The organism is Corynebacterium sp. (assembly GCF_012838985.1).
Taxonomy (GTDB): domain Bacteria; phylum Actinomycetota; class Actinomycetes; order Mycobacteriales; family Mycobacteriaceae; genus Corynebacterium.
Window position 1 is genome coordinate 1 of sequence record NZ_DUOE01000129.1, and the last position, 24709, is coordinate 24709.

28 protein-coding genes and 1 tRNA gene are annotated in these 24709 nt (G+C 69.0%); 19 read left to right on the forward strand and 10 right to left on the reverse strand.

From position 1 onward, the window contains the following. A partial coding sequence (locus tag GXZ33_RS07545; protein ID WP_291340226.1) for an aldehyde dehydrogenase family protein occupies positions 1-282 on the forward strand: 282 nt, incomplete at its 5' end. A gap of 19 nt (positions 283-301) precedes the next feature. Here the strand turns inward: GXZ33_RS07545 and GXZ33_RS07550 are convergent. The 6 genes from GXZ33_RS07550 to GXZ33_RS07575 all read right to left on the reverse strand — a co-directional run bounded on the left by GXZ33_RS07550 (position 302) and on the right by GXZ33_RS07575 (position 3639). Then, a complete protein-coding gene (locus tag GXZ33_RS07550) occupies positions 302-463 on the reverse strand; it encodes a hypothetical protein (RefSeq protein ID WP_291340227.1) in 162 nt (53 codons plus the stop codon). Positions 464-465: 2 nt separating this feature from the next. Continuing rightward, positions 466-732 carry an Rv0909 family putative TA system antitoxin gene (locus GXZ33_RS07555; protein ID WP_291340228.1) on the reverse strand — a complete coding sequence of 89 codons (267 nt, stop codon included), beginning with the start codon at positions 730-732 and terminating at the stop codon, positions 466-468. Positions 733-796: 64 nt separating this feature from the next. After that, on the reverse strand, positions 797-1105 hold the full coding sequence (locus GXZ33_RS07560) for a monooxygenase (protein WP_291340229.1): 309 nt from the start codon (positions 1103-1105) through the stop codon (positions 797-799). Between the two features lie 44 nt (positions 1106-1149). After that, entirely contained in the window at positions 1150-1401 is a 252-nt protein-coding gene (locus tag GXZ33_RS07565) for a hypothetical protein (protein WP_291340230.1), read from the reverse strand. Between the two features lies 1 nt (position 1402). After that, entirely contained in the window at positions 1403-2398 is a 996-nt protein-coding gene (bioB, locus tag GXZ33_RS07570) for a biotin synthase BioB (RefSeq protein WP_291340231.1), read from the reverse strand. Between the two features lie 155 nt (positions 2399-2553). Then, a complete protein-coding gene (locus GXZ33_RS07575; protein ID WP_291340232.1) occupies positions 2554-3639 on the reverse strand; it encodes a hypothetical protein in 1086 nt (361 codons plus the stop codon). A 148-nt stretch (positions 3640-3787) separates the two neighbouring features. Here GXZ33_RS07575 and GXZ33_RS07580 point away from each other — a divergent pair, with 148 nt between their 5' ends. Genes GXZ33_RS07580 through GXZ33_RS07595 form a run of 4 tightly spaced genes read left to right on the forward strand, consistent with a single transcriptional unit; the run spans position 3788 to position 8835 of the window. After that, positions 3788-5128 carry a M20/M25/M40 family metallo-hydrolase gene (locus GXZ33_RS07580; RefSeq protein WP_291340233.1) on the forward strand — a complete coding sequence of 447 codons (1341 nt, stop codon included), beginning with the start codon at positions 3788-3790 and terminating at the stop codon, positions 5126-5128. 48 nt (positions 5129-5176) lie between these two features. Further along, positions 5177-6229: an ABC transporter substrate-binding protein gene (locus GXZ33_RS07585; RefSeq protein ID WP_291340234.1), complete on the forward strand. Its 1053-nt coding sequence runs from the start codon at positions 5177-5179 to the stop codon at positions 6227-6229. A 10-nt stretch (positions 6230-6239) separates the two neighbouring features. Then, positions 6240-7838 (forward strand): iron ABC transporter permease, encoded by a 1599-nt coding sequence (locus GXZ33_RS07590; RefSeq protein WP_291340235.1) that lies wholly within the window; start codon positions 6240-6242, stop codon positions 7836-7838. Position 7839: 1 nt separating this feature from the next. Next, positions 7840-8835, forward strand: a complete 996-nt coding sequence (locus tag GXZ33_RS07595; protein ID WP_291340236.1) for an ABC transporter ATP-binding protein — start codon at positions 7840-7842, stop codon at positions 8833-8835. Here the strand turns inward: GXZ33_RS07595 and GXZ33_RS07600 are convergent. Then, positions 8832-10019, reverse strand: coding sequence for an MFS transporter (locus tag GXZ33_RS07600; RefSeq protein ID WP_291340237.1), 1188 nt, complete (start codon positions 10017-10019; stop codon positions 8832-8834). The two genes, GXZ33_RS07595 and GXZ33_RS07600, sit on opposite strands and share 4 nt — an antisense overlap. 15 nt (positions 10020-10034) lie before the next feature. Continuing rightward, entirely contained in the window at positions 10035-10682 is a 648-nt protein-coding gene (locus GXZ33_RS07605) for a lipocalin family protein (protein WP_291340238.1), read from the reverse strand. A 44-nt stretch (positions 10683-10726) separates the two neighbouring features. Here GXZ33_RS07605 and GXZ33_RS07610 point away from each other — a divergent pair, with 44 nt between their 5' ends. Then, a complete protein-coding gene (locus GXZ33_RS07610; RefSeq protein ID WP_291340239.1) occupies positions 10727-11548 on the forward strand; it encodes an SGNH/GDSL hydrolase family protein in 822 nt (273 codons plus the stop codon). A 10-nt stretch (positions 11549-11558) separates the two neighbouring features. On the opposite strand, the gene GXZ33_RS07615 is transcribed toward GXZ33_RS07610, so the two are convergent. After that, a complete protein-coding gene (locus tag GXZ33_RS07615; RefSeq protein ID WP_291340240.1) occupies positions 11559-11864 on the reverse strand; it encodes a CHY zinc finger protein in 306 nt (101 codons plus the stop codon). Positions 11865-12062: 198 nt separating this feature from the next. On the opposite strand from GXZ33_RS07615, the gene ctaD reads away from it, so the two are divergent. From ctaD to GXZ33_RS07650, 7 genes are all read left to right on the forward strand, one after another. Then, a complete protein-coding gene (gene ctaD, locus GXZ33_RS07620; protein WP_291340241.1) occupies positions 12063-13832 on the forward strand; it encodes a cytochrome c oxidase subunit I in 1770 nt (589 codons plus the stop codon). A gap of 27 nt (positions 13833-13859) precedes the next feature. Continuing rightward, the gene (locus GXZ33_RS07625; protein ID WP_291340242.1) at positions 13860-14822 is read left to right on the forward strand and encodes a pirin family protein; all 963 of its coding nucleotides are present in this window, start codon (positions 13860-13862) and stop codon (positions 14820-14822) included. Positions 14823-14855: 33 nt separating this feature from the next. Then, on the forward strand, positions 14856-15071 hold the full coding sequence (locus tag GXZ33_RS07630) for a hypothetical protein (protein ID WP_291340243.1): 216 nt from the start codon (positions 14856-14858) through the stop codon (positions 15069-15071). Positions 15072-15203: 132 nt separating this feature from the next. Next, positions 15204-15848 carry a flavin reductase family protein gene (locus tag GXZ33_RS07635; protein ID WP_291340244.1) on the forward strand — a complete coding sequence of 215 codons (645 nt, stop codon included), beginning with the start codon at positions 15204-15206 and terminating at the stop codon, positions 15846-15848. A 100-nt stretch (positions 15849-15948) separates the two neighbouring features. Continuing rightward, positions 15949-16575 carry a M23 family metallopeptidase gene (locus GXZ33_RS07640; protein ID WP_291340245.1) on the forward strand — a complete coding sequence of 209 codons (627 nt, stop codon included), beginning with the start codon at positions 15949-15951 and terminating at the stop codon, positions 16573-16575. A gap of 388 nt (positions 16576-16963) precedes the next feature. Beyond that, positions 16964-17197, forward strand: a complete 234-nt coding sequence (locus GXZ33_RS07645) for a hypothetical protein (RefSeq protein WP_291340246.1) — start codon at positions 16964-16966, stop codon at positions 17195-17197. A 56-nt stretch (positions 17198-17253) separates the two neighbouring features. Further along, complete coding sequence (locus tag GXZ33_RS07650; protein WP_291340247.1) at positions 17254-17709, forward strand: hypothetical protein; 456 nt, start codon at positions 17254-17256, stop codon at positions 17707-17709. Between the two features lie 52 nt (positions 17710-17761). Here GXZ33_RS07650 and GXZ33_RS07655 read toward each other — a convergent pair. After that, a tRNA-Leu gene (locus GXZ33_RS07655) sits at positions 17762-17845 on the reverse strand. Between the two features lie 295 nt (positions 17846-18140). On the opposite strand from GXZ33_RS07655, the gene GXZ33_RS07660 reads away from it, so the two are divergent. The 6 genes from GXZ33_RS07660 to GXZ33_RS07685 form a co-directional block, all read left to right on the forward strand. Then, entirely contained in the window at positions 18141-18950 is an 810-nt protein-coding gene (locus GXZ33_RS07660; RefSeq protein ID WP_291340248.1) for a DUF3662 and FHA domain-containing protein, read from the forward strand. Positions 18951-18953: 3 nt separating this feature from the next. Further along, the gene (locus tag GXZ33_RS07665) at positions 18954-19430 is read left to right on the forward strand and encodes an FHA domain-containing protein (RefSeq protein ID WP_291340249.1); all 477 of its coding nucleotides are present in this window, start codon (positions 18954-18956) and stop codon (positions 19428-19430) included. Then, a complete protein-coding gene (locus GXZ33_RS07670; RefSeq protein WP_291340250.1) occupies positions 19427-20863 on the forward strand; it encodes a protein phosphatase 2C domain-containing protein in 1437 nt (478 codons plus the stop codon). Before GXZ33_RS07665 ends, GXZ33_RS07670 begins: the two co-directional genes overlap by 4 nt. Further along, positions 20864-22264 carry an FtsW/RodA/SpoVE family cell cycle protein gene (locus GXZ33_RS07675; RefSeq protein ID WP_291340251.1) on the forward strand — a complete coding sequence of 467 codons (1401 nt, stop codon included), beginning with the start codon at positions 20864-20866 and terminating at the stop codon, positions 22262-22264. After that, positions 22261-23694 (forward strand): penicillin-binding protein 2, encoded by a 1434-nt coding sequence (locus GXZ33_RS07680; protein ID WP_291340252.1) that lies wholly within the window; start codon positions 22261-22263, stop codon positions 23692-23694. The genes GXZ33_RS07675 and GXZ33_RS07680 overlap by 4 nt, the downstream gene beginning before the upstream one ends. Then, a partial coding sequence (locus GXZ33_RS07685) for a serine/threonine-protein kinase (RefSeq protein ID WP_291340253.1) occupies positions 23694-24709 on the forward strand: 1016 nt, incomplete at its 3' end. The genes GXZ33_RS07680 and GXZ33_RS07685, both read left to right, overlap by 1 nt.

A 24709-nucleotide genomic window follows, 5' to 3' on the forward strand; every position in this document is an offset into this window, starting at 1 on the left:
CGGGAGGCCCGTACCGTCGCCTCCCGGCTGGAGTCCGGCACCGTCAACATCAACGAGGGCTTCGCCGCCGCCTGGGGATCCGTCGACGCCCCGATGGGCGGCTGGAAGCAGTCGGGCGTGGGACGTCGGCACGCGGACGAGGGACTGCTCAAGTTCACCGAGTCCCGCACCGTCGCCGTGCAGCGCCTCGTGCCCATCAGCGGCCCGACGGACCTGTCCCGTCAGGGTTACGCGAAGACGCTCACCACGGCGCTGCGGCTGGGGAAGCGTTTCCTGCGTTAGCTGTGCCGGGTGCCGGGGTTCAGGGTTCGTCCTGCACGGGCTCGCGCGGGGTCTCCCCGGCGGGATCCTGCTCGGTGTCGGCCTTGTCGACCGCCTCCTCGACCACCTCATCGAGGTGCTCGGCGGAGTCTTCCGGCGGGTTCATCCGGAAGGCGTTGATGTTCTCTCCGTTGCTCTCCATGACTACCTCGCCGGCGGGGTGTCGGGGCTGGGTTGGTTCGGATCCGCCAGATCACCCGGGTCCGCCTGCTGCCCGGGGGTCGGCTGGTCGGTGCCGATCCGCTCATCCACCGCGTCACGGACCTTGCGGATGTGCTCCGCCTTGTCCTCCCCGAAACGGTCGGTGGCGTGCTGCGCCGCCTTGTCCAGGAACTCATCGGAGCGGCGTTCGCCCTCCTCCGACTTCAGGAATTCATCAGCCTTGTTCTTTGCCTTGTCGAAGATGCTCATGTCCCCGACGGTAGCGCCGCCCTCGTGACCCGGACCACCATATAGGCGGCTTGTTATGGGATGGTTACCGCCGCAGCGTGGCGTGGTCGATCGCCGAGAGTTCCTCATTGACGTCGTAGGTGGTCGCGGTGATGTCGGTGATGCCGAAGCCGGTGAGACGGGCGGTGTGCTTCTCGACGTACGCCGCTGCCCCCTCCGCATCCCGGAAGAGGTAGACGCCGCCGGCCACCCCTCGCGCCGCGTCCTCGGTCCACACCTTCCACACGAGGTTCTCCTCGGTGGCGATGTCGGCCGCCAGGTCGGCGTAGGCCGCGGTCGCCTCAGCGCCGTAGGGGCCGGCGGACGGGAACTCGAAGACCAGCAGGGTTGCCATGGGTATCTCCTCTTCAGGTGGATCCAGGACCCCAGACTACGCCCTCAGCGGTCGAACAGCACCGAGTCCAGCTCCCCGTGGCGGGAGCACTCGGCCAGCCAGCCGTCGGGCCGGACCTGCACCTTCATGCGGCGGCCGCAGATCTGGCAGTAGCGCGGCGGCTCCAGGCCGGCGGCGGCGCCGACGGACAGCGGGCGCTGTTCGCCGGAGCTGAGTTCGGCGCCGGTGTTCGGGTGGAACACGGGTGCCTCGCCGGCGACGCAGGCGGCCGCGAACTCGCCCAGGTGTCCGGTCATGCTAGATGACCTGGCCGACGGCCTTGATCGGGATGCGCAGGCCGTCGAGCATGTCGAGGTCCTTCTCCATCGGGCGGCCCAGGGTGGTCAGGTAGTTGCCCACGATGAGGGCGTTGGCGCCGCCCTTGAGGCCCTGCTCGACGCCGAGGTCACCGAGGGTGAGCTCGCGGCCGCCGCCGAAGCGGAGGGTGGCCTTCGGCATGGCCAGGCGCAGCATCGCGGTGGCCTTGAGTGCCTCGGTGGGGTCGATGAGCGGGCGGTTGGCCATCGGGGTGCCCGGGCGCGGGTCGAGGAAGTTGATCGGGACCTCCTCCGGTGCGAAGGCGGCGAGCTGGACGGCGAACTCGGCGCGCTGGGCGAGGGACTCGCCCATGCCGAGGATGCCGCCGGAGCAGACCTCGATGCCGGCCTCGCGGATCATCTCGAGGGTGCGGTGGCGGTCGTCCCAGGAGTGGGTGGTGGCCACGCGCGGGAAGAAGGAGCGGGCGGACTCGAGGTTGTGGTTGTAGCGGTTGACGCCGGCGGCCTTGAGTCGGTTGACCTGCTCCTGGGTGAGGATGCCGACGGAGACGGACACGTGGATGTCCACCTCGGCGAGGATGGCGGCGATGGCCTCCTCGAGCTGGACCATGAGGCGCTCGTCCGGACCCTTCACCGCGGCGACGATGCAGAACTCGGTGGCGCCGGTCTTCTGGGTCTTCTTGGCGGCCTCGACGAGCTCGGCGATGTCGAGCTGGACACCGCGGACCGGGGACTCGAACAGGCCGGACTGGGAGCAGAAGTGGCAGTCCTCGGGGCAGCCGCCCGTCTTGAGGGAGATGATGCCCTCGATCTCCACCTCTTCACCGCACCAGCGCAGGCGGACCTGGTGGGCGAGGTCGAGGAGCTCGGGCAGGCGCTCGTCGTCAAGCTCGAGGATCTGGAGGAGCTCGGGCTCGGTGAGGCCTTCGCCCTTCTCGAGGGCGACGTCACGGGCGCGGGCGAGGATGTCGGTCACGGGGTAACTCCTTGGTCGTTGAACAGTGTTCACTGGAGCATAGCCGAAGACCTGAACAGTGTTCAGGGAACTCGCGGAAGGGGCCCGCGGCACCCCCGGAAACACAGAAGCCGCCTGTCACGCTGCAGCGTGACAGGCGGCTTCTTTCCAGGAGACTAGTACCTGAACACCGCGCCGCTGGCGTGGTTGCCCGGCAGCTCCGGGACCACGTCGACGGTGCCGCGGTTGGCCAGGGTGTGGGCGATCGCCGCGTCGAGCTCCGGGGCGCGCTCATCAGCGGTGAGGGCACGCTGGGCCAGGGCCAGCACGGACACGCGGCCGACCTCGGCCTCACGGCCGATCATGCCGGTGTCGTGGGTGGCACGACCGGTGCCCACGGCCTCGCCGAGACGCTCGAGGGTGTCGTCGTGGCGTCGGGCAGCCTCCGCCTCCGCGATCGGCCAGGCCTTGCCGTGCAGCTCCACCGGTCCGAGCTTCTCAGGGCTGCCGGGGACGATCTGGTCGAGCATGACCACGTTGTCCAGGTGCTCGGCGATGGCACCGCGGTACTCCTCGACGGCGGCGAGGATGAGCGGGCGGCCGTCGCCGCTGAAGCGGGCCTCGACGGCCTTGGAGACCTGCCTGAGGAAGCCCTCCAGCACGTTGTAGTCACGCGGGCCGTGGCCGTGCGCGCCGGCGTTCTGCGACGCCTGATGCTGCAGCTGCGGTTCACGGGTGGACACGCCCTCGGCGTCCTCGTCGGAGCCGGGGATGTTGCCCAGCGGCAGCTCGGTGATGGTGGCGCGGTCGGCCTCGAAGAGGCGCACCTTGCCACGGCTCACGGCCAGCAGCAGGAACTGCAGGTCATCGACCGCCAGCGGCAGGATGGGCCGCAGGTTCGGGTGGTCGCCGACGGTGACACCCGGGGTGAAGTCACGGTCCGTGCGGAAGTAGCGGCCGCCACCCTGGGAGGCGTAGACGGCCAGGCCGTCGACCTGGTTCTGCCAGAAGCGGCGCGAGTCCGCCAGGGACTGGATGGGGGCCAGGAGGGAGTCGGCGTCGACGTCCGGGTAGCGCTCGGCCAGTTCCTTGCGGGCCTGCTCCATCAGCGGACGCAGTCGCTGCGAGTCGGTGAGGGTCTCTGCGCCGCCACGGTGCGTCGGGATCACGATGGAGACCGTGGGCCCGACCATGGTGGCCAGTTCGCGGAGATCATCAGCATGGATGGGATCTGAGTCAGTGATGATATTGCGAGTATTCATAGTTCCAGCCTACTTAATTTCTCGGGACGGTGACGGATTTTTATGTGCAACAGGTCACTTATGACCTCAATCGTGCCCTGTTTCCCATTTTCCTGCCCCGACCCGCCTGTCCGGGGGCACAGAAGGTCACTGACTAGGCTCTTCAGGCATGTCTTCACTTTCGCCGCTCTACGACGACACCCTCGCCCTCCTCCGCGAGATGATCCGCAACGCCTGCGTCAACGACTACACCCCCGCCTCCGGCCAGGAGGTGCGGAACGCCGACACGCTGGAACGCTTCTTCGCCGACACCCCGAACATCACGGTCAAGCGTTATGAGTCGGCGCCGGGGCGCGTGAGCATCGTCGTCACCCTGGAGGGCACCGACCCGTCCGCCGAGCCGCTCACCTTCCTCGGCCACACCGACGTCGTCCCCGTCGACGTCGACCGCTGGACCTACGACCCCTTCGGCGCGGAGATCCACGACGGCCGCCTCTACGGCCGCGGCGCCATGGACATGCTCTTCATCACCGCCGCCCAGGCCGCCGTCCTCCGCGACGCCGCCCGCACCGGCCGCCCCACCGGCACCCTGACCTTCGTGGGCGTCGCCGACGAGGAGTCCCGCGGCACCCTCGGCGCGAAGTGGCTCTCCGAGGAGCACCCAGAGGCCTTCTCCTGGCGCAACACCGTCTCCGAGACCGGCGGTTCGCACCTGCCCATCGCCGACGGTTCCGACGCCCTCGTGGTCGTCGTCGGTGAGAAGGGCGCCGCCCAGCGCCGCCTCCACGTCACCGGCGACGCCGGCCACGGCTCCAACCCCTACGGCCGGGAGTCGGCGGTCGTGAAGATCGGCGAGGTCGCCCGCCGCATCTCGCTCATCGACGTCCCCGTCTCCCAGGACCCCCTCTGGCAGGGCTTCGTCCGAGCCTTCCGCTTCTCCCCCGGGATCGAGACCGCCCTCCTCGAAGGCACCGACGACACCGCCTTCGAGCACTTCGGCGATCTCAAGCGCTACGCCCACGCACTGTCGCGCCTCACCTTCTCCCAGACGATCCTCCGCGCGGGCACCGCCATCAACGTGCTGCCCTCCTCCGCGACCCTCGACCTGGACATCCGCCCCCTGCCCGGCACCACCCAGGACGACGTCGACGCGATCCTCGCCGAGGCCCTCGGCGACATGTTCCACGAGGTCCGCATCGAGCGCCTCATCTCCGAGCCCGCCACCGTCTCCTCCACGGACAGCCCCCTGTACCACGCGATCGTGGACACCTTCGACGAGTTCTTCCCCGGCGTGCCCGTCATCCCGACGATCGCCGCCGGTGGCTCCGACCTGCGCTTCGGCCGTCGCATGGGAGGCAACGGCTACGGCTTCGCGCTCCACGCCCGTGAGCGCACCCTCGGTGACGTCTTCCACCTGCTCCACCACCACGACGAGTACATCGAGCTCGAGGACGTCGACCTCACCGTCAAGGCGTACCGCTCCCTCGTGCGTCGTTTCTGCGGGGTGTAGCTGCCCCGTCGGCAAGCGGGCGGGGCATGTCCGTGGAATTATGTGGGCATGTTCCCACGCCTGTTCTCCCGCCGTTCCGCTCTGGCCGTCACCGCCGTCGGAGCCTCCGCTGCGCTGCTGGTCGCCTGCTCCGAGCCGGGTGAGTCGACCGACCCCACCGCCGCCACCACAGCCATCGCCGAGGCCACCACCATCACCGTCTACACCTCCGAGCCGGAGGAGAAGGTCGACGAGATCAACGCCGCCTTCGAGGCTGCGAACCCCGACATCAGGGTCGAGGTCTACCGCGCCGGCACCGGCGACCTCAACGCGCGCATCGCCGCGGAGAAGGAGTCCGGCTCCGTCGGGGCGGACGTGCTGTGGGCCGCCGACGCCGCCACCTTCGAGTCCTACAAGGCCGCCGGTGACCTCGCCGAGTTGCAGGACGTAGACACCACCGACATCATCGCGGAGGCGCTGGACGCCGACAACCGCTACGTCGGCACCCGCATCATCCCGACCGTCATCGCCTACAACACCGACGTCATCGACGCGGCCGACGCCCCGCAGTCCTGGGCCGACCTGGTCGACCCGCAGTACGCCGACCGCCTGGTCATGCCGGACCCGGCCGTCTCCGGGGCGGCCGCCTTCAACGCCTCGGTGTGGAAGAACGACCCCCAGCTCGGTGAGGAGTGGATCACCGCCCTCGGTGAGAACACCCCGATGATCGCCCAGTCCAACGGCCCGACCTCCCAGGAGATCGCGGCCGGTGGCCACCCGGTCGGCGTCGTCGTCGACTACCTGGTCCGTGACCTCGCCGCCGCGGGTTCCCCCATCGCCGCCGTCTACCCGACCGAGGGTGCGCCGTACATCACCGAGCCGGCGGGTGTCTTCGCCTCCTCCGGCAAGCAGGAGGCGGCCGAGCGCTACATCAGCTTCCTGCTCTCCGCGGAGGGCCAGAAGATCGCGGTCGAGCAGGCCTACCTGCCGGTGCGGGAGGATGTCGGCACCCCGGAGGGCACCCCGCCGCTCAACGAGATCGCGCTGATGACCCCGGACCTGCAGGTCGTCACCGACGACAAGGACGCAGCCGTCACGCTGTTCCAGAACGCCATGCAGTAGTTTTCTCAGCATGCCGGCTCTTCCCCTGATGCGCGTCGGGGTGTGGCTGATCGTCCTCGGACTGTTCGTCACACCCCTGGCGCTCGTCGTCGCCCTGGCCGCGGGTGGGAACCAGATCCCGACCCTGCTGGACCAGGGACTGGGCACCGCGGTGTGGAACTCCACGTACACCACGGTGCTCTCCGCACTCGGTGCCACCGTCGTGGGCACCGCCCTCGCGCTGCTGCTCGACCGCACCAACGCCCGCGGGTCAGCCCTTCTACGCCTTCTCCTGCTCTCCCCGCTGCTCATCCCACCCTTCATCGGTGCGATTGCGTGGCTGCAGCTCTTCGGCCCGAACCAGGGGATCAACCGCTTCTTCGGCACGCAGGTGTGGAACATCTACGGCGCCGACGGCGTGACGTTCCTGCTCATCCTGCACTCGTACCCGATCGTGTACGTCATCGTCGCGGCCGGGCTGCGTGCCATTCCGGGTGATCTGGAGCAGGCGGCCCGGGTGGCCGGGGCAGGCACCGCCACCGTCCTGCGCACCGTCACCCTGCCGCTGCTGCTCCCGGCGCTGCTCTCGGCGTTCACGCTCACGGCGGTGGCCAATCTGGCGGACTTCGGCATCCCGGCGCTGCTGGGGTCCCCGGCGCGTTTCGAGACCCTGGCCACCATGATCTACCGATTCATGGAGTCCGGGACGGTGGCGAATCCGCTGCAGACGGTCTCCACGGTCGGTGTCGTCCTGCTGTTCCTGGGTGTCGCGTCGGTCACCGCGGATTACCTCGTCTCTCAGTGGGCGGGGTCGAAGCTGCAGGACACGGGGCAGGCCCTGCGTTTCGATCTCGGTGCCGCCCGCTGGCCGGTCACCCTCCTCGCCTGGGCCGTCGGTCTGGCGGTCACGCTCGGTCCGATCCTCGGTCTGGCGCACCGCGCGCTGCTGCCCGCCCCGGGTATCCCGCTGACCCGGGACACCGTCACGCTGGAGAACTTCCGCCGCTCGCTGGCCAATCCGCGGGTCATCGAGGGCTTCTCCAACTCCGTCACGCTGGCGCTGGCGGCGGCGCTGATCTGCGGTGTCCTCGGCTGGCTCATCGGCCTGCTGGTCACCCGCACGCGCTTCCTCGGCAACACCGCGCTCACCCTCACCGTGCTGCTGCCCACCGCCCTGCCGGGCCTGATCATCGGTGTCGGCTGGCTCATCCTGGGCCGCTACACCGGCATCTACAACACCCGCTGGGTGATCCTCGGCGCGTACGTCTGCGCCTTCACGGCCCTGGTGCTGCAGGCGGTCCGCGCCCCGTTGCAGGGCACGCCGCTGGCGGTCGAGGAGGCCGCCCGTGTCTCGGGTGCGGGTCGCCTGCGGGCGTTGCTGAGCACCACCGGGGCGATGGCCGTCCCGGCGGCCTTCTCCGGGGCGGTGCTCGTGGCGGTGACGGCGGTGCGCGAGCTGACGGTGTCCATCCTGCTCATCGCCCCGGGCACGACGACCCTCGGTGTGCAGGTGTTCAACCTGCAGCAGGCCGGCAACTACAACCAGGCCTCCGCGTTGTCGCTGATGTTCGCGTTGGTCGGCATCGTCACGCTCGCGTTGACGGTGCGTTCCCCGAGAGTCAGGAGCTGACGTGTCCGCCATCGACATCCACGACCTCACCGTCACCTTCCCCGACGGCACCGTCGGCCTGGCCGACATTGATCTCGCCGTCCAGCCGGAGGAGTTCCTCGTGCTCATCGGGGCCTCCGGCTCGGGCAAGACGACGCTGCTGCGCACGATCGCGGGTTTCCTCAGCCCGAGTGCCGGGCGCATCGCGATCGGCGGCCGCGACGTCACCCATGTGCCGCCGGAGAAGCGCCGCATGGGCATGGTCTTCCAGCAGCACGCCGTGTGGCCGCACATGTCCGTCGCCCGCAACGTGGAGTACCCGCTGCGTCGGGCGGGCGTCGACAAGCGGGAGCGTCACCGCCGCGTCGAGGAGGCCCTGGAGCTGGTGGGCCTGGGTGGTTTCGCGCGCCGGCGGCCGGATTCCCTGTCCGGTGGACAGCGGCAGCGCGTCGCCCTGGCGCGCGCCATCGTCGCCGACCCCACCGTCCTGCTTCTCGACGAAGCCCTCTCCGCCCTCGACGAGCCCCTCCGCGACAGTCTGCGCCGCGAGCTGGTGACCCTCACTCGCCGCCGCGGCCTGACCACCGTCCACGTCACGCACGACCGCACCGAGGCGCTGTCCATCGCCGACCGCATCGTCGTGCTCGGCGAGGGGCGCATCCGGCAGGTGGCGACGCCGCAGGAGCTGGTCTCCCGCCCGGCCACCGCCGAGGTCGCCGCGTTCATCGCCGACGCCACGCTTCTCGACGCCACCGTGCTGCCCGTCGCACCCTCCGAGGTCATCGGCAGCGGGGGGACGCTGACGCTGGCGGTCCTGCCGTCGATGGTGTCGGTGCTGCCCGCCGGGTCCGGGGGCATTCCGGCGCAGGTCAGGTCGGTGCTCTACGACGCCGGCGACTGGTCCCTCACCCTCGACGCCCTGGGCACCGTGTTCCGCGCGACGGTGCGCGGGGGACGCCCGGAGGTCGGTGATCCGGTGACGATCCGTGTCGACGGGCCGCTGGGGTACCGGAGTTAGAGGACCGGGCTCCGGCGTCGGAGAGCGGCCGTCCCGGCCAGCACCACGACCATGAGGGTGATCACGAGCACCGCCATCGCCGGCATGCCGAACACGGAGACGACCGGGCCGGCGATGACGCCGCCGAGCGCGCCGGTGAGGTTCATCGTCAGGTCCGAGCGGCCCTGCAGACCGGCCCGGGCCTGCGGCGGGGCGGAGGAGGCGACGACCGCGGAGGAGCCCACCAGGGTGGAGGACCAGCCGAGGCCGAGGAGCAGGAGGGCGGCGACGACGATGGTCTCGTTCCCCGACCAGGGGATGAGCAGGGCCGCGGCGACGAAGGTGCCGGCCAGGCCGAGCAGCATCGTCGGGTGGGCGCCCCACTTGTCGGCGAGCCAGCCGAACAGCGGCGCCAGGCCGTACATGCCGCCGACGTGGAAGGAGATGGTGATGCCGATGAGCGTCATCGAGGCGCCGTGGCCGTGCATGTGGACGGCGGTCATGGACATGATGGCGATCATCGCGAAGTGGCTGAACGCGTTGGTGATGATCGCCGCCGCGACCACCGGGTGCTCCCGCAGGTGGACCTTCGGCTTCGGGCCTGACGCCGCCACCGGGGCGGGCTCGGGGCGGAGCATGAGCTGCAGGACGAGGATGGCCACCCACTGCGCGGCGATGCACAGCAGGTAGGCGCCCGAGTAGCTGGCCAGGCCGAGGGTCGCGCCGAGCCGCTCGGTGGGTTCGAAGAGGTTGGGGCCGAGGATGGCGCCGATGGTCGTGGACCAGACGACCAGGGAGATGTCGCGGCCCTTGTGGCGGTCATCGGCGACGTCGGCCGCCGCGAAGCGGGCCTGCAGGTTCATCGCCACGGCGGCGCCGAGGAAGAAGAACCCGATGAGCAGGAAGGGGTAGAGCCCGCTCTGGGCGGCGAACAGGGCCGACAGCGCGCCGACGGAGCCGAGCGCCAGGCCCGTGCTCAGTGAGGCGCGGCGGCCACGGCGGTTGACGATGGCCGCCAGCGGCATCGCCCACAGCGCCGCACCGACGGTGGTCACCGTGGAGGCGGCCCCACCCCAGGCCGGGCCCGCCATGTCGGCGGAGAGGATGGCGCCCATGGAGAAGGTCACGCCGTGCGCCAGTCCGGCCATGACCTGGGCGATCATGAGGGCGGTGAGGACGCGGCGTCGGGAAGCGACTTGCAGCATGCCGCCCACCTTAAATTATTGTGTGCACAATGGTGTCACATCGCCGCGGCCACCCTCCATCGGGACGGTGAGGAAGAGGCAGGAGTTCCAGCCGCGGGACTCGACGATGCCGCGCACCCGGGACCACTGCTCCGGGCTCAGATCCGGGGTGCGGGAGAGCACGAAACCGGAGAGGCGGTTCGGGTCACCGACGACCGCGAGGGAGTAGTCCTCCTCGAGGTGGGTCACGCGGTAGTTGACCGGGCCGTCCGGATTCTGGAAGGGGACGCCGGGGAAGTTGACGCGCAGGGAGGCGTCGGAACGCACGGTGGCGGTGCCCTCGATGCCGGAGCGGCCGCCGAACAGCGTGCCGCAGGAGTTGCGGACGGAGATGGTGGAGTCGTCGATGACGCCGTACTCGGCGGTGGTGTTGTGCGCGCACTGCAGTGAGTAGGGCTGCGGGAGCGCGGCGACCTGGTACCACGTGCCGGCGAAGCGTCCGAGGTCGACGGCACCGTCGGTCTCGGGGAGCTGGCCGCCCGGCAGGGTGAGGTCGTCCGGGAGGATCTGGGTGGAGCCGCCGCTGAGGCGGCCGCCGTCGAAGAGGTCCTGCGCAGCGGCGACGGGGCTGAGCAGCGCGGCGCCGAGGGCGAGGGTGGACAGGACTAGGGCTGTGCGCCGCATGGGGCACCTTCCGGTTGTGTGACTTCCGACATTACATTGGAGCCATGCCACGCCGCCTGCTTCCGCTCCTCGCCGCCGCCCTGCTCACCGCGTGCGGCACCACCCCGGAACCCGCCCCGTCCGTCCCGTCCGCCCCTCCGGAGCCGGCACCGGCCACCCACTACGTCGCACTCGGCGACTCCTACGCCGCGATGGGCAGCCGCAGCGCCCCGACCTCCGGTCCGGAGCACTGCTACCGCTCCGCCGACAACTATCCCTCGTTGCTGCTCGCCGACCCTCTCATCCCCGCCGGCGAGGACGCCTCCTGCTCCAGCGCCGTCACCGCCGACATCCCGGCGCAGGCCGCGGCCCTCACCCCGGACACGGACCTGGTCACGCTCTCGATCGGCGGCAACGACATCCGCTTCGGTGACATCGCCGGCTGCTTCCTCCGCGCGCTCAACGAACCCGTCGACTGCCCGGCACTTCTCGACGTCCCCGTCCACGAGCTCCTCACCGCCCTCCCCGCCGAACTCGACGGCGTGTACGACCTGATCGGGCAGCGCAGTCCCGGCGCGCGGGTCATCGCCACCGGTTATCTCCCGCTGGTGTCCGCGGGTGAGTGCCCGGAGCTGGCGACCGTCCCGGAGGAGCAGCGGGCCTGGGCGGTCGACGTCACCGCGGAGATCAACACCGTGGTGCGGGAGGCGGCGGAGCGCCACGGCGCGGAGTTCGTGCTGCCGGCGGAGGCGGGATCGCACTCCGTGTGCGCGGAGCCGGAGCAGCGCTGGACGGACGTGACGGGTGAGCTCACCGACGCCTACCCGATGCACCCCACCCCGGCCGGTCAGCAGGCGATGGCGGAGGCGGTCCGGGCGGTGCTGTGAAGAACCGCAGTCACACCTCGAAGTACAGCGGCGCGTGCACCTCGCAGCCCGGGTTGAAGGGGTGCCCGCACCCGGGACAGGACGCCGCGGCCGAGTAGGTCGGGTGGTCCATGCGGTGGCCGCACGCGCCACACAGCACCGGGGCCGCCGCCGTCACCGCCATCCGCCCGAAGGGGTGGTCGGCGAGTGCCGCGTGGCAGGCGTGGCAGGCCCAGTAGGCGTCGCAGTTGGCGCAGCGGTTGGCCACCACGTCCCGCTCGCTGCGGTAGTGGGCGCACCGCCCCTGCCCATCGACGTCGACACCGCGGATCTCCATGCCGTCCAGGGTACGGCGATACCACATTGTGATGTGGCTCTCCCCCGATATCTCCGCAGGTGACGGGGGTTGTCGGCGGAAAGGGGACGTCGATAAGCCCATGAGGGGCATGGCTCATCAGACGTCTGATGTCTAGGCTCAAAAATAACCCCTTTTGGCCGTATCAAATAGGGCTCATTCCGTAGTCAGGAGGACACCATGACTGCCATCGCCCCCCTCTCCCCCGGCCATGCCCCACCGGCCCGTCCGGACCCCTCCGGACCCCGGCGCTCCGGCTCCCACGCCTGGGAGATCCTCACCACGACCGATCACAAGAAGATCGGCATCCTCTACGTCATCATGTCCCTGGCTTTCTTCGTGCTCGCCGGGCTGATGGCGCTGCTCATCCGCGCGGAGCTGTTCGCGCCGGGTCTGCAGTTCCTCTCGAACGAGCAGTTCAACCAGCTGTTCACCATCCACGGCACGCTGATGCTGCTCGCCTTCGCCACCCCAATCGTCTGGGGTTTCGCCAACTACGTCCTGCCGCTGCACATCGGCGCGCCGGACGTCGCCTTCCCCCGCCTCAACGCCTTCGGCCTGTGGATCACGCTGACGGGCGGCCTCGTCATCCTCGCGGGGTTCCTCACCCCGGGCGGCGCCGCCGACTTCGGCTGGACCATGTACTCGCCGCTCTCCGACGCCACCCACACCCCCGGCGTCGGCGCCAACCTGTGGATCATGGGCGTCGGCATGCTGGGCATGGGCACGATCGTCTCGGCGATCAACATGCTCACCACGATCCTCACCATGCGCGCGCCCGGCATGACCATGTTCCGCATGTCGATCTTCACCTGGAACATCCTGGTCACGGCCGTCATCTCCCTGATGGTGTTCCCGGTGCTCACCGCCGCCGCCCTGGGCGTGCTCTACGACCGCCTCCTCGGCGGCCACATCTTCGACTCCGCCAACGGCGGCGCCATCCTCTGGCAGCACCTGTTCTGGTTCTTCGGCCACCCGGAGGTCTACGTCATCGCGCTGCCGTTCTTCGGCATCGTCTCCGAGGTCATCCCGGTGTTCTCCCGTAAGCCGATCTTCGGCTACATCGGACTGATCTTCGCGACGCTCGCCATCGCCCTCCTCTCCATGACCGTGTGGGCGCACCACATGTTCGTCACCGGCGCGGTGCTGCTGCCGTTCTTCTCCTTCATGACCTTCCTCATCGCCGTGCCCACCGGCGTGAAGTTCTTCAACTGGGTCGGCACCATGTGGAAGGGCCACATCACCTGGGAGACGCCGATGATCTTCGCCGTCGGCTTCATGGCGACGTTCCTCTTCGGCGGCATGACCGGCATCATGCTGGCCTCCCCGCCGCTGGACTTCCAGCTGGCGGACAGCTACTTCCTCATCGCGCACTTCCACTACACCGTCTTCGGCACCGTGGTCTTCGCGACGTTCGCCGGCATCTACTTCTGGTTCCCCAAGGCGACCGGCCGCATGCTCGACGAACGCCTGGGGAAGATCCACTTCTGGCTGACCTTCCTCGGCTTCCACGGCACGTTCTTCATCCAGCACTGGCTGGGCAACATGGGCATGCCGCGTCGCTACGCCGACTACCTGGACTCCGACGGGTTCACCCTGTTCAACCAGATCTCCACCGTCTCCGCCTTCGTCCTCGGCACCTCGCTGCTGCCCTTCTTCTGGAACGCACTGAAATCGTGGCACTTCGGCGAGATCGTCACCGTCGACGACCCGTGGGGCTACGGCAACTCCCTGGAGTGGGCGACCTCGTGCCCGCCGCCGCGCCACAACTTCGCCTCCCTGCCGCGCATCCGCTCCGAGCGCCCGGCCTTCGAGCTGCACTACCCGTACATGGTCGGGCGGATGCGTCGTGAAGCACACACCGGCGCCCACGACGAACGCGCAGAGACCACCCAGTCCCCGTCCCCGGCCGAGGTCCGTGAGGACCCCACCGTGATGAGAAAGGAATAGCCCCCCACCCATGTTGTTGACATGTACATGACTACCTCAACCCCCTTCCGGCTGACCACGCCCTGGCAGGGCACCGACCCCTTCCTCTTCGCCGTGTTCCACGACGACGCCTACCCCGCCGGCGACCCCGACATGGGTCCCGGCGACGCGCGTCCCGAGGGCTGGAAGATGTACCACGGGGAGAAGGTCCCCGGCTTCCCGGCGCACCCGCACCGCGGCTTCGAGACCATCACCCTCGTCAACTCCGGCCACGTCGACCACACCGACTCCCTCGGCGCCGCCGCACGCTACGGCCAGGGCGACGCCCAGTGGCTGACCACCGGCGCAGGCGTCACCCACTCCGAGATGTTCCCCCTGCTCAACGAGGACTCCCCCAACCCCCTCGAACTCTTCCAGATCTGGCTCAACCTGCCCCCGGAGTCGAAGACCGCCGCCCCCGAGTTCACCATCCAGTGGGACGAGGACATCCCCGTCCACACCACCGACGCCGGCTCCGTGCGCATCATCGCCGGCCCCCTCGACGACGTCACCCCGCTCGCCCCGCCCACCAGCTCCTGGGCCGCCGACCCCGCCAACGACGTCGCCGTCTGGCTTGTCGACGTCGCCCCGCACCAGTCCCTCACCCTCCCCGCCGCGCACACCGACGAGACCCGCCGCACCCTCTACGTCTTCTCCGGCGACGCCGTCATCGAGGGCCTCGCCGTCGCCGAGGGCTGGGGCCTGCAGCAGACCGGCCGGGAGTCCACGGAGATCACCGCCGGTGACGCACCCGTGCGTGCCCTCGTCCTGCAGGGCGTGCCGATCGGCGCCCCGGTCCACCAGCACGGCCCCTTCGTGGCCAACTCCCCCTCCGAACTGCAGGAGGCCTTCAACGAGTACCACCGCACCCGCTTCGGCGGCTGGCCCTGGCCCACCACCGAGGAGGTCTTCCCCCGCGACGCCGGCCGCTTCGCACGGTTCCCGGACGGCACGGAGCAGCGGCCCAGCTAGCCTGATGAGGCGACCAGAGCAGAGGAGTTAGCCGTGAACCTGAAGATCACACGCACCAATAATTCCCGGCTTGCTGCCCGCAGGAAGGAGCTGGAGCAGGATCTCCGGAACATCGGCTACGCCATGACTGGAGGTGTCCCCCTGACGATGAATGACGTCCGCGACCTGGCCACCCTCGGTCTCCTCTCACGCAGGGAACGCGCTCTCTACGACGAGTTCCGCCGGATCGAGCTGCTTCTCCGCAGATGACGATCCCCTGAATCTCACCTCCCAGGCCGGAGAGTTCTTCCGGACGGCCTGGGAGGTTATTCGTTCCGCGCTCCCGATCCACCCCGACGGCGCCATCAGAACTGGTGAGCCACCCGCGCGTAGATTGAGCACATGCCCACTCCCGACAACACCCACTTCTACGAGCCGTCCGCCGGCCACGGCCTGCCGCACTCCCCCTTCAACTCGATCATCGCGCCGCGGCCGATCGGGTGGATCTCGTCCCGCTCCGCCGACGGCGTGCTCAACCTCGCGCCGTACAGCTTCTTCAACGCGTTCTCGTACACGCCGCCGCTCATCGGCTTCGCGAGCATCGGCGAGAAGGACTCCGTCACCAACATCCGCGAGACCGGTGAGTTCTGCTGGAACCTCGCCACGCGGGACCTGGCGGAGGCGATGAATGAGTCGGCGCGGATCGTCGACAAGCAGGTGGACGAGTTCGCACTCGCCGGGCTGACCCCCGCGCCGTCGCGGATCATCGACGTCCCGCACGTCGCCGAGGCGCGCGTCGTCTTCGAGTGCCGCGCCACGCAGATCATCCGCCTGGAGGACGCGGCCGGCGCCCCGACGGAGACGCGGATGGTGTTCGGCGAGGTGGTGGGGGTGCACATCGACAGGGAACTGCTTGTCGACGGCATCTACCAGACCGCCCTCGCCGACCCCGTCAGTCGCGGCGGCGGTCCGGCGACCTACTTCACGATTTCCGGGGAAAGCCGTTTCGAGATGCCACGCCCGGAGGCGCGCAGGTCACAGGCGTGACTGGACAACAATCTTCACGGGCCCTAGGGTGGTCACAACTTGATAACGGGACGGTTACAAAGCCGTCACCAATCGAACACCGTGAGGATTAACCCGAACCATGAGCTACATCGGCCGCCACCGCAAGCCCAGCACCACCTCGAAGATCCAGCGTCGCCTGGCGATCGGGGCGCTGGTAGCCGGCACCGTCACCACCGCGGGCATGTCCTCCGTGTCCACCGCCGCCGCCACTGAGGCCGCCCCGGACTTCGCAGGCATGTCCTCCGCCGCCACCGGCGCGGTCACCCAGGCCGCCCAGGCCGTCCAGGTCACGCAGATCGCCGAGGCCATCGCCCCGGCACCCTCCGTCGTCCGCCCGACCACCGGCACCTTCACCTCCGGCTACGGCCCGCGCTGGGGCACCATGCACAACGGCATCGACATCGCCAACTCCATCGGCACCCCGATCTACGCCGTCATGGCCGGCACCGTCATCGACTCCGGCCCGGCCTCCGGCTACGGCCAGTGGATCCGCATCCGCCACGACGACGGCTCCGTCACCGTCTACGGTCACATGGAGACCCTCAACGTCAGCGTCGGCCAGCGCGTCTCCGCCGGTCAGCACATCGCCGGCATGGGCAACCGCGGCTTCTCCACCGGTTCCCACCTGCACTTCGAGATCCACCCGGCCGGTTCCGGCCCGGTTGATCCGGTCCCGTGGTTCGGCAACCACGGCATCTACTTCTAGTGTGAGTATCTGACAGAACACCGGGGCCCTGAAACGATCGTTTCAGGGCCCCGGTGTTCTGTCATCCCTCCCCTTTCCCCACCACTGATGGCAGGATTCTGTCCAGCAGGCGAGAAATCGGAGAAAACACATGAGGAAGACAACGGCTGCACTGGCAGGAGCACTTCTGACCCTGGGGCTCGCCAGCTGCACGGGCGACGAATCCGCAGGGCCGGCAACCATCACCAGTGTCATCACCAGTACGGCTTCACCCGTGTCGACGACGACCACGGCGAGCGACACCACGACGACAGCACAGACAGTTGTCGAGGAACCTGCTCCGCAGGGGACGGCCGGAAACCCACCTGCAACCGGGCAGCCCCGGGTCGCACCGGAAGCTCCCCCGTTCATGAACCCCGAGGACTTCGACCCCTACGGCCCGCCCAGGTTTGTTGAATGCTGGGAGAGCAACGCGGCAGTGATGTCGGACGGTTCCATCGTCACCGACACGGTAAACTGCGCGCCCTCCCCTGCAGCGCAGGACTACACCGGTGAAGCTCCCCGCGCGGACGGGTGCGTCGGACCCGCAGCCGTGTGCGGCTACTACGACGAGCACGGCAACCCCACGATGGAGGCGCCCTGACCTCGGCGTGAGTTCAAGTAGTCGTTGCAACACTTTCCCCACCGAGAGGTTGCCCGATGACCACGACAGGCCCGTTTCATTCCCTGACCGATGATGACCAGGCCCGGCTGCGTGAACTACTCACCGACGGCAGTACCGTGGCCGCCGCGGCCCGCGCACTCGGCTGCCACCACCGCCCCCACCGGTCGGTGGGCCGACAACCACCAGCCACCCGCTACCTGAACCAGCCCAGAGCCACCCTGTTGGGCGACCAACCCAGCCGACACGACCGCATCCGAGTCGACAAAGTCAACAGCGGCAAAATCACGCTGCGCTACGAAGGACAGCTACGCAAGCTCTACATCGGACGTCGTCACAATGGGCTGGCAGTACTGGCGGTATGCCTGGGACCGGAAGTCACCGTCGTGGAAAAAGACACCGGCACCATCCTGGCCTACTTCCGGATCGACCCCACCAAGGCCTACCAACGAAAAATTTCAGGGCCTCCCACCATCAACGGTGGGAGGCCCTGAAAGGAACGATGTCTCGGGACATACCGGAAGTATGTCCCGAGACATCACACTGTGCCCGGGGGGGGACTTGAACCCCCACGTTCTTGCGAACACTGGCACCTGAAGCCAGCGCGTCTGCCAATTCCGCCACCCGGGCCGGGTGGTGGTCCAGCGGGTTACCCGCCGTGTGGACTAGTACAAGATAACATGAACCAGGTACTGATGACCAAATCGCCAGGTCAGAGCATGTAAATGAGGTTCGTCACGACTCACCTGGTGCCCGGTACCCGGTCACTTCGGGTACGTTAACGGGCGATCCGCCCCCTATACTGGTGCCTATCGTGCGCGCGGGGGAGCCCCCACGCGCCATTTACTGATTACCCGGTCAGTCGGCGCCATGCCCCTGACCTCGCACAATCACGGAAAGACCCCCGGAAAGGAGGCCGCGCATCATGTCGATCATGGCCCGTATCGCCAAGCTGGACAGTGCTCTGCAGCGCGGTCTCGATAACGGTCTGGCGCTCATCTTCGGCGGAAAGGTCGTCCCGGCCGAGATCGAGGAGCTGCTGAAGCAGGAGGCGGAGGACAACCTCGTCGTCGATGACGGCGTGGTGCTGTCACCGAACGTCTTCGTGGTGGGAGTGTCGTCGAAGGATCTGGAGAACCTCTCGCAGGGCAACTCTGATCTGCCGTCGGGCTTCGCCGATCAGATGACGCGCTACTGCCGTAACCGGGGCTGGAGCACCGAGGGCCCGATGGTGGTGCGCCTGGCTGAGGAGTCGGGTCTGCACACCGGACAGCTGCGGGTGTCGTCCTACCGGGACGACTACCCGTCGGAAAGCAGTGGTTTTGAGGCCATCACCACGGACAGCACTGAATCCCAGGAGGAGACCATGAATCAGCAGGACGTGCCCACCGAACTGACGGAGATGCCGCAGAATCCGGTGGTGACGCTGCTGCTGCAGGACGGGTCCAGCCGGACGTTCCTCATCAATGAGGGGTCCAACATCATCGGCCGTTCGAATGACGCGGACTTCCGTCTGCCGGACACGGGTGTGTCGCGGCAGCACGCGGAGATCACCTGGGACGGCCATGACGCGGTGCTGGTGGACCTGGAGTCCACGAACGGCACCACGGTCAACGACACCCCGGTGGAGAACTGGCTGCTCGCCGACGGCGACGTCATCACCATGGGGCATTCCCACATCGAGGTGCGGATCGTCGATCCCGCCCGGTCCTCCGCACAGTCTGTCCGGAGGTGACAGGTGGATTCCCTCGTACTGCTGATCTTCAAGGTCGTCCTGCTCGTCCTGCTGTGGGCGTTCATCTTCGTGGCGGTCCGCGCGATGCTCAAGGACGTGCGCCTCGCTGACGGCACCGTCGCCGGCGGCATGCTCCCCGCGGTACCCCGCGGGGGGAAGCTGCCGAAGGTGACGGGGCGTCGGGAAGCGGCGAAGCAGCTGACCGTCGTCGAGGGACCACTCAAAGGCTCCCACATGGCGGTGTCCACGTTGGAGGAGGTGGTCATGGGCCGCAGCCCGGACTGCACGTTCCAGCTGGGCGATGACTTCGCCTCGGCCCGGCACGCCCGCCTGTTCCGGCGCGGGTCGGACTGGTTCGTGGAGGACCTGGACTCGCGCAACGGGACGTTCGTCGCCGGGTACCGCATCGATCAGCCCGAGCGCGTGGGCACAGGCACCGACATCAAGGTCGGCCGGACGACAGTGAGGTTGGTCCCGTGAGTCTGCAGCTGAATTTCGCCGTCGTCTCCGACCGTGGTCTGGTGCGCGGCAACAACGAGGACTCCGCCTACGCGGGTCCGCATCTGCTGGCCATCGCCGACGGCATGGGCGGGCACGCGGCCGGTGAGGTCGCCAGTCAGCTCATGGTGACGCATCTGGAGCGTCTCGACGCCGACCCGGCCGACAACGACATGCTCGCCCTGCTCGGTGGCGTCGCGGATGACGCGAACCGGGAGATCGCCGAGGCCATCCGGGAGAACCCGGAGACCGACGGCATGGGCACCACGCTCACCGCGCTGATGTTCAACGGCCGGTCCTTCGGTCTCATCCACGTCGGTGACTCCCGCGGCTACCGCCTGCGTGACGGCCGCCTGGAGCAGATCACCGTCGACGACACCTTCGTCCAGTCGCTGGTCAATGAAGGAAAGCTCGATCCGGGTGACGTGTCCTCGCATCCGCAGAAGTCGCTGATCCTCAAGGCCTACACGGGCCGCCCGGTGGAGCCGACGCTCACGGACCTCGACGCCCGCGCGGGCGACCGCATCCTCCTGTGCACCGACGGTCTCTCCGATCCGGTGACCGCCACGACCATCGAGCAGGCACTCTCCGAGGGGGCGCCGGCCGACGCCGCCCGCCGCCTCATCGAACTGGCTCTGCGTTCCGGTGGTCCGGACAACATCACGGTGGTCATCGCCGACGTCGTCGAGACGGATGAGCTTGACGACGCCGCCCGGGCCGCCCTCCCCACCACCGCCGTCACCGCGGGCGCCCTGCTGGGCGAACAGGAGGAGCCGACCCACCCGGACACCTCCGCCGGACGGGCCGCGCTGCTCTCGCGCCGCCCGCAGACGATCTCCCCCGACGGGGAGATCACCCCACAGCCGCTCACGGGTGCCCGTCCGGCACCGTCGGGCGCGCAGGAGGTGGCTGCCGTTCCGGCAGGTGATTCCGGCCGCCGGGGCAGGTTTCGCCTCCCCGCGCTGATTCTCTCGCTGCTCGTGCTCATCGGTCTGGCCGCCGGCGGCTGGTGGGTGAAGAGCACCATCGACAACTCGTACTTCATCACCACCAGTGCGGAGGACCACCTGGTCATCCAGCACGGCGTGGACTTCTCCGTCTTCGGACGGGACCTGCACACCCCGTACCAGGAGGCGTGCCTCACCAAGGAAGGTGATCTCCGGCTCGTGGACGTCGGCTCCACCGAGGACTGTTCCCCGTTCCGGCTGCTGGATCTGCCGGCGTCGGTACGCACCCAGGTCGCCGGCCTGGAGACCGGCTCCTACGACGAGGTGACGCAGCAGCTGCGGCGCCTCGCGGACCAGGCGCTGCCGGTGTGCATCGACCGGGAGAGCGCCCCCTCCGAGGGTGACGCCGAGGCGGAGGCCGCCGGCGACCTGTCCCGCCCCGGGGTCAACTGCCGGGAGGTGAAGTAGATGTCGCGCCTCCTCTCCCGCCGCACGGAGATGATCATGCTCATCCTCGCGGCGGTCGTGCTCACCGTCATGCTCGCCAGCCTGGAGCTCTCGCAGGGCAACGCCCTGACGACCGACATGCTGCAGCTCATCGGCGGTTTCATCGCGGTGTTCACCATCGCGCACGTCGCCCTGTGCTTCGCGGCGCCGAAGGCCGACCAGCTCATCCTGCCGGTGGTGGCGCTGCTCAACGGCATCGGGCTGGTGGTCATCCACCGCCTCGACCTGGCCTCCGGCACGTCGATGGCCGGGCGGCAGGTGATGTGGACGCTGGTCGGCATCGTGCTGCTCATCGGTGTGCTGGCGGTCGTCCGCGACCACAAGCAGCTGTCGAAGTACTCCTACCTGCTCGGGCTGCTGGGCCTGGTCCTGCTGGCCCTGCCGCTGGTGTGGCCGCAGCCGAATCCGGACTTCGCGGACGCCCGCATCTGGATCACCATCGGCCCGTTCTCGGTGCAGCCGGGTGAGTTCTCGAAGATCCTGCTGCTGCTGTTCTTCGCGCAGCTGCTGGCCTCGAAGCGTGCCCTGTTCAACATCGCGGGCCGCCGTTTCCTGGGGCTGGAGTTCCCGCGTCTGCGTGACCTCGCCCCGATCCTGCTGGTGTGGGCCGTGGCGCTGCTGCTCATGGCGGTGTCCAATGACTTCGGTCCGGCGCTGCTGCTCTTCTCCACCGTGCTGGGCATGATGTTCCTGGCCACCGGCCGCACGTCGTGGCTGCTCATCGGTGTCGCGCTCGTCGCCGCCGGCGGCACGGCGGTGTACCAGGTGTCGGAGAAGATCCAGAACCGCGTGGCCAACTTCCGCGACCCGATCGCCAACTACGACATCACCGGCTACCAGCCCTCCCAGGCGCTGTTCGGCATGTCCTGGGGTGGTGTCACGGGCACCGGCCTGGGGCAGGGCCACCCGGAGATCGTGCCCGTCGCGCACTCGGACTACATCCTCGCGGCCGTCGCCGAGGAGCTGGGCCTCGTCGGCATCGCCGCGGTGCTCATGCTCTTCGCGCTGCTCATCACGCGCGGTTTCCGCACGGCGCTGCAGGTGCGTGACACCTACGGCAAGCTCGTCGCGGGTGGTCTGGCGCTGACGATCGTCATCCAGGTGTTCGTGGTCACCGGCGGCATCTCGACGCTGCTGCCCATGACGGGTCTGACCACGCCGTTCATGTCGGCGGGTGGTTCCTCGCTCATGGCGAACTACATCCTCATCGGTCTGCTGCTGCGGATCTCCCATTCCGCGCGACGCCCCGTCGAGGTCGCCGCGGGTGCTCCCGCCCCGCTTGCCGACGCCGCCCCGCTCCCCGCCGGCACCAACCTCTTCGCCGCCCAGGACGCACCGGACGTGCAGGGTGGTGGGCGATGAATCGTTCCATCCGTCTCGCCGCCGCCTTCGCCCTGGTGCTCATCCTCATCCTGCTGGCCAACCTCACGTGGATCCAGGCCTTCAAGGAGGAGGACTACGCCAACAACCCGCTCAACCGGCGTGGTTTCTACGAGATGAAGTCGATCCCCCGCGGGCAGATCTCCACGGGCGGGGTCGTGCTGGCCTCCTCCGAGCAGGACGCCAACGGCTTCTACCAGCGTTCCTACCCCTCGGACTCGCCGGCGGCCTTCGCCCCGGTGACGGGTTACCTCTCGGACCAGTACGGTGCCTCGGGCCTGGAGTCCTCCTACAACGCCGTGCTCAACGGCACGGACCCGGGACTGTTCACCGCGCGCTGGATGGACACGCTCACCGGCAAGGAGACCGCGGGCGCGAACCTGGAGCTCACCCTCGACCCGGGGATGCAGCAGGTCGCCCACGACATGCTCACGGGCAACAACTACGAGGGCGCGGCCGCGGCGCTGCGTCCCTCGACGGGTGAGGTGCTGGCGATGGCGTCGTCCCCGGGCTATGACCCGAACGGCATCGTCGACCCGTCCACCGCCTCCGCGGCCTGGGCGGACGTGACCTCCCGGCCGGGCAACCCGCTGATCAACCACGCGACGCAGGACACGCTGCCGCCGGGCTCCATCTTCAAGATCATCACCACCGCCGCCGGCCTGGCCAACGACTACTCCGCCGGCAGCACGCTCACCGGCGCCCCGGAGATCACCCTGCCGGGCACCACGACGACGCTGACCAACTACGGTGGCCAGGCGTGCGCCGGGGGCGGCGACGTCACCCTGGAGACGGCGTTCTCCCTGTCGTGCAACACCGCCTTCGTGCAGCTGGCCATCGACGTCGGCCCCGACGCCGTGCGTTCCGCCGCCGACGCCTTCGGCGTGGGTGAGAAATACGACCTCGGTCTGCCCGTGTCGGGTGGCTCCCTCGGTGAGCTTCCCGACGACGCCGCGCTCGGACAGACCGCCATCGGTCAGCGCGACGTCACCATGTCGGCGCTGCAGGCGGCGGTGATGGCCGCGACGGTGGCCAATGACGGGAAGCGGATGGAACCGCACGTCGTGAAGCGGATCACCGGTGCGGACCTCAAGGAGCTGCAGACCACGCAGCCCAGGGAGATCACCCAGGCGGTGACCCCGGAGATCGCCGCACAGCTCGAGGAGCTCATGCTCGCCTCCGAGCGCAACACCGCCGGCGGGCGGGCGGGCATCGCCTCGAAGACGGGTACCGCGGAGCACGGTGGCGAGGGCACCCCGCCGCACACGTGGTACGTCGCGTACCTGCCGGACCAGGATGTGGCGGTGGGCGTCGTCGTGAAGAACGGCGGCGGCCTCGGCACCGGCGCGACCGGCGGACAGGTGGCCTCGCCCATCGGACGGGCCATCCTCGACGCGGCGGGAGGTGCCTGATGACCGACACGGACGGCCGCGAACGGCTCCAGAGCCTCATCGGCGACGACTACCGCCTGCAGTGGATCATCGGCCACGGCGGCATGTCGACGGTCTGGCTCGCCGACGACACCGTGCACGACCGCGAGGTCGCGCTGAAGATCCTGCGCCCGGAGTTCTCGGACAACCAGGAGTTCCTCGTCCGCTTCCGCAACGAGGCGGAGACCGCGGAGCTCATCGACTCCGACAACGTCGTGCGCACCTACGACTACCGCGAGATCCCCGACCCCGCGGGCCACACCTTCTGCTTCATCGCCATGGAGTACGTCCGCGGCGAGTCCCTCGCGGACCTCCTGGCGCGGGAACGCCACCTCGACGAGGCGCTGGTCCTCGACGTCCTCGAGCAGGCCGCCCACGGCCTGTCCATCATCCACCGCATGGACCTGGTGCACCGGGACATCAAGCCGGGCAACCTGCTCATCACGCAGAACGGGCAGGTGAAGATCACGGACTTCGGCATCGCCAAGGCGGCCGCCGCGGTCCCGCTCACCCGCACCGGCATGGTGGTGGGCACCGCCCAGTACGTCTCCCCGGAGCAGGCGCAGGGGCAGGAGGTCACCGCCGCCTCCGACGTGTACTCCCTCGGCGTGGTCGGCTACGAGATGCTCGCCGGCCGACGTCCCTTCACCGGCGACTCCTCGGTGTCCGTCGCGCTGGCGCACATCAGCCAGGCCCCGCCGGCCCTGTCGACGACCGTCTCCGCCGAGACCCGCGAACTCATCGGCATCGCCCTGCGCAAGGACCCGGGGCAGCGCTTCGCCGACGGCAACGAGATGGCCCTGGCCGTCTCCGCCGTCCGCCTGGGCAAGCGTCCCCCGCAGCCGCAGTCCGCGGCACTGACGGAGGTCGCGCACGAGCCCTCCCCGACCGAGGCCACCCGGATGCTCGGCGCGGTGACGCACCCCACGACGATCCGCCCGGCACAGGCCGCGGCCCCCGTGCCGCCGGCCCGGCCCCTGCCCCCGGCGGCGCCGCA